The sequence below is a fragment of the Streptomyces sp. NBC_01237 genome, assembly GCF_035917275.1.
Taxonomy (GTDB): domain Bacteria; phylum Actinomycetota; class Actinomycetes; order Streptomycetales; family Streptomycetaceae; genus Streptomyces.
Genome location: NZ_CP108508.1, coordinates 6426979 through 6441190, shown reverse-complemented (window position 1 = coordinate 6441190; position 14212 = coordinate 6426979). Strand labels below are relative to the sequence as shown.

Annotated in this window: 10 protein-coding genes; 3 read left to right on the top strand and 7 right to left on the bottom strand. The window is 72.7% G+C overall.

Annotated features, from left to right (window positions below; translation table 11 throughout):
* Nucleotides 1-10: 10 nt before the first annotated feature.
* From OG251_RS28770 to OG251_RS28760, 3 genes are all read right to left on the bottom strand, one after another.
* Nucleotides 11-1882 carry an acetolactate synthase large subunit gene (locus OG251_RS28770; protein ID WP_326679840.1) on the bottom strand — a complete coding sequence of 624 codons (1872 nt, stop codon included), beginning with the start codon at nucleotides 1880-1882 and terminating at the stop codon, nucleotides 11-13.
* 217 nt (nucleotides 1883-2099) lie between these two features.
* A complete protein-coding gene (locus OG251_RS28765) occupies nucleotides 2100-4928 on the bottom strand; it encodes a putative bifunctional diguanylate cyclase/phosphodiesterase (RefSeq protein WP_326681451.1) in 2829 nt (942 codons plus the stop codon).
* A 434-nt stretch (nucleotides 4929-5362) separates the two neighbouring features.
* Nucleotides 5363-6313, bottom strand: a complete 951-nt coding sequence (locus tag OG251_RS28760) for a 2-hydroxyacid dehydrogenase (protein WP_326679839.1) — start codon at nucleotides 6311-6313, stop codon at nucleotides 5363-5365.
* Between the two features lie 161 nt (nucleotides 6314-6474).
* Here OG251_RS28760 and OG251_RS28755 point away from each other — a divergent pair, with 161 nt between their 5' ends.
* From OG251_RS28755 to OG251_RS28745, 3 genes are all read left to right on the top strand, one after another.
* A complete protein-coding gene (locus tag OG251_RS28755) occupies nucleotides 6475-7467 on the top strand; it encodes an aldo/keto reductase (RefSeq protein ID WP_326679838.1) in 993 nt (330 codons plus the stop codon).
* Nucleotides 7468-7574: 107 nt separating this feature from the next.
* Entirely contained in the window at nucleotides 7575-8786 is a 1212-nt protein-coding gene (locus OG251_RS28750) for a PQQ-dependent sugar dehydrogenase (RefSeq protein ID WP_326679837.1), read from the top strand.
* A gap of 68 nt (nucleotides 8787-8854) precedes the next feature.
* Complete coding sequence (locus OG251_RS28745; protein ID WP_326679836.1) at nucleotides 8855-9220, top strand: DUF6191 domain-containing protein; 366 nt, start codon at nucleotides 8855-8857, stop codon at nucleotides 9218-9220.
* Here OG251_RS28745 and OG251_RS28740 read toward each other — a convergent pair.
* The 4 genes from OG251_RS28740 to OG251_RS28725 form a co-directional block, all read right to left on the bottom strand.
* Entirely contained in the window at nucleotides 9217-12360 is a 3144-nt protein-coding gene (locus OG251_RS28740) for a helix-turn-helix transcriptional regulator (RefSeq protein ID WP_326681450.1), read from the bottom strand. The genes OG251_RS28745 and OG251_RS28740 overlap by 4 nt on opposite strands.
* Nucleotides 12361-12508: 148 nt before the next feature.
* On the bottom strand, nucleotides 12509-12682 hold the full coding sequence (locus OG251_RS28735; RefSeq protein WP_198953507.1) for a hypothetical protein: 174 nt from the start codon (nucleotides 12680-12682) through the stop codon (nucleotides 12509-12511).
* Nucleotides 12683-12919: 237 nt separating this feature from the next.
* Nucleotides 12920-13558 (bottom strand): hypothetical protein, encoded by a 639-nt coding sequence (locus OG251_RS28730; protein WP_326679835.1) that lies wholly within the window; start codon nucleotides 13556-13558, stop codon nucleotides 12920-12922.
* A gap of 61 nt (nucleotides 13559-13619) precedes the next feature.
* A complete protein-coding gene (locus OG251_RS28725; protein WP_073727048.1) occupies nucleotides 13620-14174 on the bottom strand; it encodes a GNAT family N-acetyltransferase in 555 nt (184 codons plus the stop codon).
* Nucleotides 14175-14212: the final 38 nt, after the last annotated feature.

Sequence of the window (14212 nt, the reverse complement as noted above, 5' to 3'; positions counted from 1 at the left end):
TCTCTGTCTCTCAGTCGTCTTCGTTGTCGCCGAAGTCGGGGCGGACACCGCGGGCTGCCATGACCTCGTCGTTGGAGGTGCCGGCGGCGACCATCGGCCACACCATGGCGTCCTCGTGGACGATGAAGTCGACCACGACGGGGCGGTCGTTGATGGAGTTGGCCTCTTCGATGACCTTGTCCAGGTCGGCCGGGTCCTCGCAGCGGATCGCGTAGCAGCCCATGGCCTCGGACAGCTTGACGAAGTCCGGCACGCGGGTGCCCTTCGCCGGGATGCCGTCCGTGTCGGCGCCGGAGTGCAGCACGGTGTTGGAGTAGCGCTGGTTGTAGAACAGGGTCTGCCACTGGCGGACCATCCCGAGCGCGCCGTTGTTGATGATGGCGACCTTGATCGGGATGTTGTTGAGCGCGCAGGTGGTGAGTTCCTGGTTGGTCATCTGGAAGCAGCCGTCGCCGTCGATGGCCCAGACCGTACGGTCCGGCATGCCGGCCTTGGCACCCATCGCGGCCGGGACCGCGTAGCCCATCGTCCCGGCGCCGCCCGAGTTCAGCCAGGTGGCGGGCTGCTCGTAGTCGATGAAGTGGGAGGCCCACATCTGGTGCTGGCCGACGCCCGCCGCGAAGATCGTGCCCTCGGGGGCGAGCCTGCCGATGCGCTGGATGACCTGCTGCGGGGAGAGGCTGCCGTCCGCGGGCAGGTCGTAGCCGAGCGGGTAGGTGTCGCGCCAGCGGTTGAGGTCCTTCCACCAGGCCGCGTATCCCGTTCGGGCGGCCTCGCCGATGTGGCCCTCGGTGTGCTCCGCCTGGACCGCCTGGACCAGGTCGGCCAGGACCTCGCGGGCGTCCCCCACGATCGGCACGTCGGCGGCGCGGTTCTTGCCGATCTCGGCCGGGTCGATGTCGGCGTGGACGATCTTGGCGTACGGGGCGAAGCTGTCCAGCTTGCCGGTGACGCGGTCGTCGAAACGGGCTCCGAGGGCGACGATCAGGTCGGCCTTCTGCAGCGCGGTGACGGCGGTGACCGCACCGTGCATGCCCGGCATTCCGACGTGCAGCGGGTGGCTGTCGGGGAATGCGCCGAGCGCCATCAGTGTGGTGGTGACGGGCGCTCCGGTGAGCTCCGCGAGGACCTTCAGCTCGGCGGTGGCACCCGCCTTGAGGACGCCGCCGCCGACGTACAGCACGGGGCGCTTGGCCTGGGTGATGAGCCTGGCGGCCTCGCGGATCTGCTTGGCGTGCGGCTTGGTGACCGGGCGGTAGCCCGGCAGGTCCTGGGTGGGCGGCCAGCTGAACGTGGTCTGCGACTGGAGGGCGTCCTTGGCGATGTCGACGAGGACCGGTCCGGGGCGGCCGGTGGAGGCGATGTGGAAGGCCTCGGAGATGGTGTGCGCGATGTCCTCGGCGCGGGTGACCAGGAAGTTGTGCTTCGTGATCGGCATCGTGATGCCGCAGATGTCGGCTTCCTGGAAGGCGTCCGTGCCGATCGCCTTGGAGGCGACCTGGCCGGTGATCGCGACGAGCGGCACGGAGTCCATGTGCGCGTCGGCGATCGGGGTGACCAGGTTGGTGGCGCCGGGGCCCGAGGTGACCATGCAGACACCGACCTTGCCGGTGGCCTGCGCGTACCCGGTGGCCGCGTGACCGGCACCCTGCTCGTGGCGGACCAGGATGTGGCGGACCCGGGTGGAGTCCATCAGCGGGTCGTACGCCGGGAGGATGCAACCGCCGGGGAGGCCGAATACCGTGTCGGCGCCGACTTCCTCAAGAGAACGGATGAGGGACTGCGCGCCCGTGAGGTGCTCAACGGTGACGGACGACGGTCCGCCGTTACGGGCGCGCGGCTGCGGGTGGTGGGCCCCGGTGGCCTGCTCGGTCATCGACATTCTCTTCTCGAAGCTGAGGGTTTTCGCGGGTGTTTTGCAGCGTTTTGCGGGGTGCCGGTGCAACAAAAAACCCCTCGTGCCGTGAGGCAAGCGAGGGGAGCGCGCCGGTGCGGTCTGCAGAGTGTCAGGGAGTGACTCTGCTTCAGCCGACGCGCTTTCCAAGTACGAGAATTCGGGTGCGCATGGCATTGACCCTCTCTCCGGCACGCATGAGGTGTCAAGTGGGTGGGATGGGCGTCTCAGCATGTGATCCGGCGAGGAGCGGAATCGAGCCGCCCGCGAGGACCGGCCGGGCGGTGGGAACGCCGGGCACCGGGAACTCTCCGCGGACCAGCGCACGGCGCAGCCGGTACTCGTCCAGCGGGCCGGAGAAGGCCATCCCCTGGCCGTGCGTACACCCCATGGCGCGCAGCGCGAGGACCTGCTCCGGTACGTCGACGCCGTCGGCCACGGACTGCATGCCGAGATCGCAGGCGATCCGCAGCAACCCGCTCGTGATCTTGTGGAGCCGGGCGGACTCCACCACTCCCTCGACCAGCCCGCGGTCCAGTTTCAGTACGTCGATGGGGAGGCGGCGCAGCGCGTTGATCGCCGCGTAACCGCTGCCGAAGCCGTCCAGCGCGATACGTACGCCGAGCCGGCGCAGCGCGACGAGCCGCTGCTCCAGATCGTCGAAGGAGACCCGTGGGTCGCTGTCGGCCACCTCGATCATCAGCGCCCCGGAGGGCAGCCCGTACCGGGTCAGGAGCGCTTCGACGGAGCCGAAGGGCAGGGTCCTGTCCAGGAGCCGGCCGGCGGACAGCCGTACGGAGACGGAGACGGGGTGTCCGGCCCTGGCCCGTTCGGCGGCCTGCGCGACGGCCTCTTCGAGCAGCCAGCGGCCGAGCTCGGCGGTGCGGTCGCTGTCGTCGGGGACCCGCAGGAACTCGGCGGGGGTGAACAGGATGCCCTGCGCGGAACGCCAGCGGGCCTGGGCGGCGACGGCGGCGACGGACCCGCTGGCCAGATGGACGACCGGCTGGTGCAGCAGGGCGAACTCCCCGTCGCGCAGGGCGGTGCGCAGCCGGGCGGCCAGCTCGGAGCGGCGGACGACGTCGGCCTGCATCTGCGGGGCGTACAGCTCGACCCGGTCCTTGCCGCCCGCCTTGGCCCGGTACATCGCGAGGTCCGCGTTGCGCATGAGGTCGGTGGGGGTGATGGCGGGCTCGGCGAAGGCGACGCCGATGGAGGCCGCCACCCGGACCTCGCTGGCGCCGATCCGGTACGGCTGGGAGAGCGTGAGGCGCAGCCGGTCGGCGATGTCGTGGACCTGATACTCCCGCGCGGCCTGGTCGCGTGTGCCGTCGCCGATGATGAGCGCGGCGAACTCGTCACCGCCGAGCCTGGCCGCGGTGTCCCCGGCCCGTACGGATTCGGCCAGGCGGCGGGCTGCCTGGATGAGGAGTTCGTCGCCCGCCTGGTGGCCGATGGTGTCGTTGACCGCCTTGAAGCCGTCGAGGTCGATGAAGAGCACGGCGGTGCCCGGGTCACCGGAGCGGCGCCCGCCGAGTGCCTGGCGGACGCGTTTGGTGAAGAGGGCGCGATTGGGCAGGTCGGTGAGCGGGTCGTGTTCGGCGTTGTGCTGCAACTGCGCCTGGAGGCGGACCCGTTCGGTCACGTCCCGGCTGTTGAGCAGAAGGCCGCCGTGGTGCCGGTTGACGGTGGACTCGACATTGAGCCAGTCACCGGTGCCGGATCTGAAGCGGCACTCGATCCGGGTGGTGGGCTCCTCGTGGGGCGGGGTGGCGAGAAACCGCCGCAGCTCGTGGACCACCCCGCCGAGGTCCTCGGGGTGGATGACCGAGGACAGCTCGGAGCCGACGAGATCGTCCGCTTCACGCCCGTACACACCGGCCGCGGCGGGGCTGACGTAGCGGAGTGTGCCGGAGGGCGCGGCGATCATGATGACGTCGCTGGACCCCTGCACCAAGGAGCGGAAGTGGTTCTCCTTCTGGGCCAGCTCCTGGGTGAGGGTGATGTTGTCGAGGAGCATGATGCCCTGCCGGACGACCAGGGCCAGGACGACGGCACAGCCGGTGAGCACCACGACCTGGTCCACCCGGCGCCCCTCGACCACGTTGTACAGGATGCCCAGGGTGCAGACGGCGGCGGCCAGATACGGGGTCAGGGCGGCCAGGGACCCGGCGATCGGCCGGCTGGTGGTGGCCCGCGGCGGACCGAAGGGCCGGTCGGAGCGGCTCGCGGCGCGCCGGGCACCCCAGGGGGCGTAGGCGAGAAGCAGCGAGCCGGCGAACCAGCCCGCGTCGAGCAGTTCGCCCGAGCGGTAGGTGGAGCGCAGCAGCGGTGAGGTGAACACCGCGTCGCTCAGGACGGTCAGGGCGAGCGCGGCGATGGCCAGATTGACCGCGGAGCGGTTGGCGTTGACCCGGCGGAAGTGGAGCGCGAGCACCATGGAGACGAGCACGATGTCGAGCAACGGGTAGGCCAGCGAGAGCGCCGCACGGGCCACGCTGGCGTCCTCGACGTTGGCCACCTGCGCGGTGTGGGCCAGGGCGAGGCTCCAGGAGAGCGTGAGCAGCGAGCCGCCGATCAGCCAGGAGTCCAGGGCCAGGCACACCCACCCGGCCCGGGTGACGGGACGCTTGGCGAGGACGAGCAGCCCGACGATCGCGGGCGGCGCGAAGCAGAGGTAGAAGAGATCGGCCAGCGAAGGCGTGGGCACCGGGAGCCCCAGCACCACTTCGTACCAGCCCCAGACCGCGTTCCCTCCGGCGGCCATCAGGGAGGAGAACGAGAACAGCAGCCAGGCGGGCCGCAGCCGCCGGCCGCTGGCGCGTGCGTAGAGGAAGCAGGAGACCGCGGCGATCGTCGCGGCGACGCTGAGGCCGAAGTCCCCCATGACGAGGGCCAGTTCCGGTGAACCCCAGCCGGTGGCCGCTCCCACGGCGTAGCCCCCGCAGACGAGGGCGAGCAGGATCTGGGGCAGCAGCCCCGCCCGGCTGCCGGTGAGCGGCGGACGGGCGAGCAGTGCCCCGAAGGCGCTCACCGGAAGGCTCCGGGGATCGGGCCCGGCACCCCCGGCATCGACCCCTCCGCCGGACCTGTCCGGCACCGCGATTCCACCCTCGGGCGGGTGCGGCGTCCCCGCTCCGGTGGTACCGATGACCGCCGTCGCCCGCCCCGCGTCGGATCGTCTCTCCATGGCCAGCACATCGCCCGTCGCCCCCTCGCGTTCCGGTGCTCCCCCCGCGCCGTCCCTTCCACGGCGCAGCCCCCCGGTCTGGACGATACACCAGACTCGTCACTCAGGGCCATAGTTCCTCTACGCTCCGTGACGACCTGCGGTTTCGTCGCCACACGACGCGTCCGTAGCGCTTCACAGCGTGGCGGAGCGCCCCGCCGGACGCCTGCCGACCGCCGTGCCGAGCGCTGCGACGACCGCCGCGACGGGGCTCCGCTGGACGCCGTCGGACGCCTGCGTCAGCCGATGGTGCGCACGACGTTGCGCACCGGCTCTCCGGCGGCGAACCGGGTGAGCTGAGCGGCCAGCAGACGCTTCGCCCGGGGCTCGAACGCCGAGGTACTGCCGCCCACATGAGGGGTGATCAGCACATTCGGAGCATGCCAGAGAGGATGGCCGGCCGGCAGCGGTTCCGGGTCGGTGACATCGAGCGCCGCCCGCAGCCGGCCGGACGCGAGCTCGGACAGCAGCGCCCCGGTGTCGACCACGCCACCGCGTGCGACATTCACCAGCAGGGCGCCGTCCGGCATCGCGGCGAGGAACTCGGCTCCCACCAGCCCTTGCGAGGAAGGGTTCAGCGGGGTGGAGAGTATGACGACATCGGCCTCGGGCAGCAGCGCGGGCAGGTCCTCCAGCGTGTGCACGGGGCCGCGCGCCGTTGTCCGGGCGGATCGTGCGACGCGTGCCACCCGCGCGCACTCGAAGGGTGCGAGCCGGTCCTCGATGGCCGATCCGATGGATCCGTATCCCACGATCAGGACGGACTTGTCGGCCAGCGCGGGGTAGAAGCCGGAGAGCCACTTCTCGTCGTCCTGCCCGTGGACGAACCCGGGGAAGCCGCGCAGGGAGGCCAGGACCAGCGCCAGGGCGAGTTCCGCGGTGGACGCCTCGTGCACCCCCCTCGCGTTGCACAGCCGCACCCCGGAGGGCAGCAGACCGAGACCCGGCTCGACATGGTCGATCCCGGCGGAGAGGGTCTGCACGACCTGGACCGCGCCCATGGACGCGAGCGGGCGGACCGCGACCTCGGAGCCCTTCATGTACGGGACGACGTAGAAGGCGCAGTCCGCGGGATCGGCGGGGTAGTCCCGGCCGCCGTCCCACAAGCGGTAGTTGAGACCCTCGGGGAGCCCGTCGATCTCCTCGGCGGGAAATGGCAGCCATACGTCGGTATGCGTCGCGGAAGTCATGGTCAGGAGGCTATGCGACGACGGCGCGGGGGCGCCGGGGCGGTTCCACGAGGGGTTGCGGACGGCTCTGCGACGGCTGCCCGGAGGTGGCGCGGCGCCAGAGGTTACTTTGGGGTCCGGTGTGGTCCCGCATCGGCGGGACCGAGGGAGGGTTCGGGGAGTTGGAGCGCAGGACTATCGGTGCGGCGGGGCTCGCCGTCGGCGCGGTCGGGCTGGGCTGTATGCCGATGAGCTGGGGGTACAGCGCGTCGCAGCGGCTCGGTGACCGTTCGTTGCGGACCGTGCACGCAGCGCTCGACGCGGGTGTCCGGCTGCTCGACACGGCGGACATGTACGGCCCGTTCACCAATGAGCTGCTGGTCGGGCGGGCGCTCAAGGGGCGCCGTTCGGAGGCGTTCGTCTCGACCAAGTGCGGGCTGCTGGTGGGTGATCAGCACATCGTGGCCAACGGCCGGCCCGGCTACGTACGACGGGCCTGCGACGCCTCGCTGCGGCGGCTCCAGACCGATGTGATCGACCTCTATCAGCTGCACCGCGCCGACCCCGAGGTCCCGGTGGAGGAGACCTGGGGTGCGATGGCCGATCTGGTGACCGCGGGCAAGGTGCGCGCGCTCGGGCTGTGCGCCGTGGGGGCGCGCGCTCCGCGCCGGTCCGGTGCGGGCGTGCATGACGGAACGATCCGGCAGCTGGAGCGGGTGCAGCAGGTCTTCCCGGTCAGCGCGGTCGAGGCGGAGCTGTCCGTGTGGTCCCCCGAGGCCCTGGAGACGCTGCTGCCCTGGTGTGCGGCGCGGGGTGTGGGGCTGCTGGCCGCGATGCCGCTGGGCAACGGCTACCTCACGGGAACGCTGAAGCCGGGGCAGGGGTTCGAGCCGGACGATCTGCGGGCCAGGCATCCCCGGTTCACGGCGGAGATGATGGCCGCGAACCAGCCGGTGGTGGCCGGGCTGCGGCGGATCGCGGAGCGGCACGGGGCGACGGTGGCACAGGTGGCACTGGCCTGGGTACTGCGGCAGGGGCCGCACGTGGTGCCGGTACCCGGTGCGAAGCGGGAACGGTGGGCCGTGGAGAACGCGGCGGCGGCCCGGCTGCGGCTCCAGGACCGGGATCTGGCGGAGATCGCCGCTCTCCCGCGGGCGCGCGGGTCGTGGGACTGAACGGACAGCCGGGGGAAACGGCCGGGGAATTGACGGCACCGGGAACCCCGGGCGGGGCCCGCGGTGTATGAACAGTAGTCATGCCGCCGTCGGAAGGGATCAGTACTGTGCGCGGTGCTGTGTTCGGATCTGTCCATGTCCCCGTGGTGCGCAGGGGGGCGTTGGCCGTCCTGGCCACGGCGTCGCTGCTGCTGTCCGCCGCGTGCGCGTCCGGGGAGGGTGCGGCGGGCACGAAGGGACGGGACGGCGACGCGTCCGCGCCGGCGAACGCCTCGTCCGCTCCCCCGGCCGCCCCGTCGCCCGAGCCGCCCCCGGCCAAGGGCTCCGTGAAGGTGCTGTCGACACTCACGAAGGACCTCGCCTCCCCCTGGGGACTGGCGGTCCTGCCGGGCGGTGATCTGCTGGTCGCCTCGCGCGACGATGCCACGATCCACCGGATCGACGGCACGAGCGGCAAGCAAACCCTCCTGGGCTCCGTCCCCGGGGTGTCACCGGCCGGTGAGGGCGGACTGCTGGGCCTCGCGGTCTCCGCCACGTACGGCGCGGACCATCAGGTGTACGCGTACTTCACCACCGAGTCCGACAACCGCATCGCGCGGATGCAGTACGACGAGGGGCGCCCGGCCGGTCAGCGGCTGGGCGCACCGGACACGATCCTGCGGGGCATCCCCAAGGGCGCCATCCACAACGGCGGCCGGATCGCGTTCGGCCCGGACCGGATGCTGTACGCGGGCACCGGCGAGACCGGGGACACCGGGCTGGCTCAGGACAAGGAGTCACTGGCGGGCAAGATCCTGCGGATGACCCCGGACGGCGAGCCGGTGCACGGCAATCCGGCGGCGGACTCGGTGGTGTATTCGTACGGGCACCGCAATGTGCAGGGGCTGGCCTGGGACGGGGAGAAGCGGCTGTGGGCCTCCGAGTTCGGCCAGGACACCTGGGACGAGCTGAACCTGATCGAGCCGGGCCGGAACTACGGCTGGCCCGACGCCGAGGGCAGGAAGGGCAAGACGGGGTTCGTCGACCCGGTGGCCCAGTGGAAGACGTCCCAGGCGTCCCCGAGCGGGATCGCGTACGCCGAGGGCTCGATCTGGATGGCGGGCCTGCGGGGCGAGCGGCTCTGGCGGATCCCGCTGTCCGGGACGACGGGCAAGGAACCATTGGCGGCCCCCCAGTCGTTCCTGGACAAGAAGTACGGCCGCCTGCGCACCGTGATGAGCGCGGGGGGCGACAAGGTGTGGCTGGTCACCAGCAATACGGACGGGCGCGGGAGCCCGAAGCCGGGGGACGACCGGATCATGCTGCTGGAGGTGCGCTAGGCCGTGTCCGCACGGCCCGGCCACGCCCGGGGGCACCATGCCGCAGTGTGTCGGAGGGAGCACGGCCGGTGTTCAATTTCTTCGAGGAGCTGTTCGCCCCGGGCCGTAAGCACACGTCCGAGGAGCAGAAGCGGCTGGAGCTGAGCCGGGTGGATCTCGGCGTCGGTGATCCGGGCCGGGGGCCGATAGACCTGTCCTCGGGCAAGGTGACGGTCCGCGCGCCGGAGCCGGCCGCCCCGGACGGCGAGGTCCCGGACGGAACGGCCCCGAGCGGGAAGGCCCCGGTCGGCGAGGTTCCGGACGGAAAGGCCCCGGGCGCAAAGGTTCCGGGCGACGACGCAACGGGCGGCGCGGTCGCGCACGACGGCGTACAGGACGACGGCGCTACGGGCGCTGCCGCTGCGGACCCGGCCGCTCCGGACGGGAGACCTTAGCCCTGCCGCGCCGGGTAGAGCCGCAGCCGGTGCGCGAGTGCGGCCGCCTCGCCGCGGCTGGAGACGCCGAGCTTGGCCAGGATGTTGGAGACGTGCACGCTCGCCGTCTTCGGTGAGATGTACAGCTCCTCGGCGATCCTGCGGTTGGTGTGACCGGCCGCGACCAACTGGTGCACATCCTGTTCGCGCGGGGTCAGCCCGAACGACTCGACGGCCGCCACCGCCGGGTCCTGTTCCGCGGCGCCCGCCCGCCCGGCGCCGATGGCGCCGACGCCGCCGTCCCGCCCGGTACTGCCCTCGGCGGACGGGACCAGGACCGCGGCGTGGATCTCGGACCCACCGCCCCCGGCCGGAGCCCGGTCGGGGGCGTCCAGCGTGATCCGGGCACGGCCGGCGAGCTGTTCCACGGTCTCGGCCAGCGGCTTGGCGCCCAGCCGGTGCGCGACGGCGTGGGCCTCGCGCAGCAGGGCCGTCACGGCGGTCCGGTCGCCGGGGGCGATGAGGAGCGCCTCGGCCCAGCGATGCCGGATCTGGGCCAGTTCGTAGGGGCGGTGCAGCGGGGCGAACGCCTCGGCGGCCCGGGACCAGTGGCCGGGGGTGTCGGCGCCCTCCGCGCGGGCCAGTTCGGCTTCGACAAGCACCCCGTGGGCGGCCCAGACGGGGATCAGCATCGGCAGCCGCTTCAGGTGGCCGCGGATGCGCTCCAGGGCGGCGGGGCGGCCCGGGTCGGTGGCGGGCAGCCCCCGGGCGTCCGCCTCGACGGCAGCTGCGACATGGAGCAGCGGCAGGGCGTACCGCTGTGTGCCGGGCGGGAAGCCCCGCTCGGCCAGCGCCTCGAACGCGGCCCGTGCCTCGGCGAGGCGCCCCTGCCGGGCGGCGATGTACATGGCGTGGCGGACCGGGGTGATCAGATGCTGGGGCTGTGGGTCGTGCGGCCCGAACAGGCGCCGGGCCAGGGCGAGTTGCTGCTCGGCCTCGACGAGGTCGCCACGGGCGATGGCCAGTTCGGTGCGACGGGTCGCGACGAGGCCGCGGGACTTGCGGGACTGGGCGAGCAGGGCCGCCGCGTCGGCGGCCGCCAGGCTCTCGTCCCAGTACCCGAGCGAGAAGTAGGACTGGGACTGGTTGGAGAGGACCCATGCCTCCGTGTCGGCGATGCCGTGGCTGTGGCAGACCTCGATGCCGTGGTCGGCGGCGGCCACGGCTTCCAGGGAGCGGCCCATGGACTCCAGCGAGGAGGGGAGGTTGATGCTGGCGCGGCCCACCAGGTGGACCAGGTGCAGTTCGTCGGCGCGGTCCCGGACGGCGTACATCTCGGCCAGGCCCTCGTCGACCGCGCCCGCGTCGGCGGTGAGCCACCCCCGGGTGAGACGTGCGTGCAGTTCGATGTACTCGTCCCCGACGAGCCGGGCGTACTCCACCGCCCGGTCGGCGTCGGAGAGCGTCTCCGGCCCCGGACGGTGCAGGGCTCCCCAGCTCGCCACGTTGGTGAGGACGTCGGCGTGCACGGCGGACGGGGGCAGTCCGCGGACCAGGTCCTGGGCGATGGCGAGTTCCTGCCATCCGTCGCCCCGGGTGAGGTCCTGCATCAGCCGGGAGCGCTGCACCCAGAACCAGGCGGCGCGCAGGGGGTCGCCCTCGGCGTCCAGGACCCGCATGGCCTTCTTCGAGATGGCCAGGGCCCGTTCGCGGTCGCCGCCGAAACGGGCGGCGACGGTGGCCTCGGCCATCAGGTCGAGGTAGCGCAGCGGAGTCGTCTCGGGGTCACAGCCGCAGGCCGGGTAGACCTCGGCGTAGTCGAGGGGGCGCAGGGTGCGGCGCACGTCGTCGGGGACGTCGTCCCACAGCTCCATGGCCCGCTCCAGCAGGCGCAGTTGCTCGGAGTGGGCGAAGCGGCGGCGGGCCTCGACCGCTGCTTTGAGTACGGCGGGCAGGGCCTTGGCCGCGTCGTGCGCGGCATACCAGTAGCTGGCGAGCCGGGTGGCCCGTTCGTCGGCCCGGACGAGGGCGGGGTCCGCCTCCAGGGCCTTCGCGTAACGGCGGTTGAGGCGGGAGCGCTCGCCGGGCAGCAGGTCGTCGCTGACGGCCTCGCGGACCAGGGAGTGCCGGAAGCGGTAGCCGTCGGAGTCCGGTGCGGGGCGCAGCAGGTTGGCGCCGACGGCTGCGCGCAGGGCCTCGTTGAGCTCGTCCTCGGCGAGCCCGGCGACGGCGGCCAGCAGTTCGTGCTCGACGGTGGATCCGCCCTCGGCGACGATCCTGGCGACCTTCTGGGCGTCGTCGGAGAGTGCTTCGACGCGGACCAGAAGGAGGTCGCGCAGGGAGTCGGAGAGGCCGGAGCTGTCGCCGCAGCACTCCAGGCTGCGGGCCAGTTCCTCGACGAAGAAGGCGTTGCCGTCGGAGCGCTCGAAGATGTCGTCGACCAGGGCGGCCTCGGGTGTCACGGCGAGGATGCCGGTGAGCTGGCGGCGCACCTCGGCGTGGCTGAACCGGGGCAGTTCGATACGGCGGACGGTGCGGAGCCGGTCCAGTTCCGCCAGGAGCGGGCGCAGGGGGTGGCGGCGGTGGATGTCGTCGGCGCGGTAGGTCCCGATCACGACGAGGCGGCCGTTGCGCAGGGTGCGGAAGAGATAGGCGAGCAGATGCCGGGTGGAGGCGTCGGCCCAGTGCAGGTCCTCCAGGACGAGGACGACCGTGCGGTCCGTGGAGATGCGCTCCAGGAGTCGTGCCGTGAGCTCGAAGAGGCGGGCGGTGCTGTGCTCGTCGGTCGCGTCCCGGTCGGCCTCGCCGAGTTCGGGCAGGAGCCGGGCCAGTTCGCCCTCCTGTCCGGCGCAGGCCGAGGCCATTTCCCCCGGCAGGGTGCGGCGCAGTGCGCGCAGTGCGGTGGAGAAGGGGGCGAACGGGAGCCCGTCCGCGCCGATCTCCACACAGCCGCCCACGGCGACGACGGCTTCTCGGCGTCCGGCCGCGGCAAGGAACTCCTCGACCAGGCGGGTCTTCCCGACGCCCGCCTCACCGCCGATCAGCAACGCCTGCGGCTCGCCCGCGCCGGCGCGGGCGAGCGCGTCGACGAGCGAGGCGAGCTCCTCGGCTCGGCCGACGAACTCGGGGCTGACGGACCTGTTCTCCACGTCGCCGAGCATCGCACACACGTCCGGCGCGACCGGCCGCGGCAGGACGGGCCGGGCGGGCGGCGGCAGGACGGGCTGGGCGGGCCGCGGTGGGACGGGCTGCGGTACGGCCACCACCCGCCCCACCGCGTCCGGAGCGTCCATCGCCGGGCCGCCCGGCCTAGGCGGCGTGCGCGAAGCGGTCCTGGTCCGTGCTCACCCGCCCCTCGGGATCCTCACGTCCGGAACGACGCGCCGCCCGGCGGGCGAGCAGGGCCTGACGGACGGTGCGCTGGGCGTCGGCCCGGCGGATCAGTTCGGCGGCGTTGACCTGGTGCAGCTCGTAGTCGTACATGTGCTTCTCCCCGGTGACGACAAGCGGCGGGCGGGGACCGGCCGGCCGGCCGGTGCTCCGTTCGCGCCGTGCCTCCACTCTCGTCCGCCAGGGGGTGCCGCCGCATCGGGCGAGTGCCGCATCTCCGCAGGCCGGGACGCCTTAGACGCGGGCCAGGATGCCTTAGGGATACGCGTGCGGGGCGGGCCGGACGCCGTACGCGCCCGGACCGCCCCGCACCCGCGGGGCCTCGGTGGCTCAGCCGCCGCTGGCCGGGGCACCCGCGCTGGGCAGGGCGACGAACAGGTCGAAGTACATGCCCACCGAGATCAGCACGCCGAGTACGCCGAGGGCGACACCGGCCAGCGCCACGGCACGGATCCAGCCGGGCTGCGGGCGGTCGGAGGGGGCGCCGAAGGCGGGGCGTACGAGGACGAAGAGGCCGACGAGCAGGGCGAGCAGCGCGAACAGGCCGTTGACGAGGGCGGTGGTGTGCCAGGCGTCCCCGTAGATCTCGGAGATCTGCTGGGCCGCGCTGCCGCCGCCGGACGTGCTGATCTGGCCGATCAGGGTCTCGCGCTCGGCGGCGACGCGGCCGGTCCAGGCGCCGGTCAGGGAGACGATGCCGAGTCCGGCGGCGACGACGGCCGCGGCGCCCGCTCCGACGCCGCGGGACGCCTCGGCGAACGCGTCCGGCTCCAGGTCCTCGTCGTCCAGGGCCGACTCGTCGTCCGCCGCCGGGTCCACGGCCTCGGCCGTGCCGTCGTCCGCCGCCCCGTCCCGGTCATCGGCCGTGACCGGGGCGTCCTGCTCGGCGCCCGCGTCCGCGGCGGTCTTCTCCTCGCGGTCGTCGTCGACGGCGGGAGCGGTGGAGGTCTTGGAGGGGGTGGTGTTCATGCGCCGCACGCTAGGGGGCCCGGATGAGAACCTTCTTAACGTTGCGGCGCCGGCCCGTCCGTCAGCCCCGCTGTTCCCGCCATTCCGGTGCCAGGACGGCCCAGATCTCCGAGTCGTGCCGCGTCCCCCGGTACAGGTAGTTCTCGCGCAGCACGGCCTCACGCGTCATGCCGAGCCGCTTCGCCACGGCGATGCTGCGGGTGTTGGCCGCGGAGGCGTCCCACTCCACGCGGTGCATCCCGCGCTCGTCGACCGCCCAGTCGATCAGGTGCCGCATCGCGCGGGTGATCAGGCCGCGCCCCTGCGCGGCGGGCTCCAGCCAGCAGCCCACCTCGCAGTTCCCGGCCTCCGCGTCGAAGATCCGGAACAGGACGCCGCCGACGAGCGTGCCGTCCAGCCAGATGCCGTACAGCCGCCCCGTGTCCGCCGCCTGCTTGTCCGCGTACCGCTGGAGCAGGGCCCGCGCCGAGGTGAGGTCGGTGGCGGCCGAGGCGAACGGGATCCAGGGGTCGACCAGGTCCCGCGCCCGGTCCATGTGGGCCAGGAACTCCGGTGCCCGCCAGACCTCCAGCGGGCGCAGTTCGGCTCCGTCGTCATCCAGGGCTATGGCGAACATCGTGCTCCTTCTCGTACGGCTTCTCGTGCGGTATCCGT

Coding starts and splice junctions, on each gene's coding strand:
- OG251_RS28725 (WP_073727048.1), bottom strand. CDS start 14,174: ATGTTCGCCATAGCCCTGGATGACGACGGAGCCGAACTGCGCCCGCTG.
- OG251_RS28735 (WP_198953507.1), bottom strand. CDS start 12,682: ATGTACGACTACGAGCTGCACCAGGTCAACGCCGCCGAACTGATCCGC.
- OG251_RS28730 (WP_326679835.1), bottom strand. CDS start 13,558: ATGAACACCACCCCCTCCAAGACCTCCACCGCTCCCGCCGTCGACGAC.
- OG251_RS28740 (WP_326681450.1), bottom strand. CDS start 12,360: ATGCTCGGCGACGTGGAGAACAGGTCCGTCAGCCCCGAGTTCGTCGGC.
- OG251_RS28770 (WP_326679840.1), bottom strand. CDS start 1,882: ATGTCGATGACCGAGCAGGCCACCGGGGCCCACCACCCGCAGCCGCGC.
- OG251_RS28760 (WP_326679839.1), bottom strand. CDS start 6,313: ATGACTTCCGCGACGCATACCGACGTATGGCTGCCATTTCCCGCCGAG.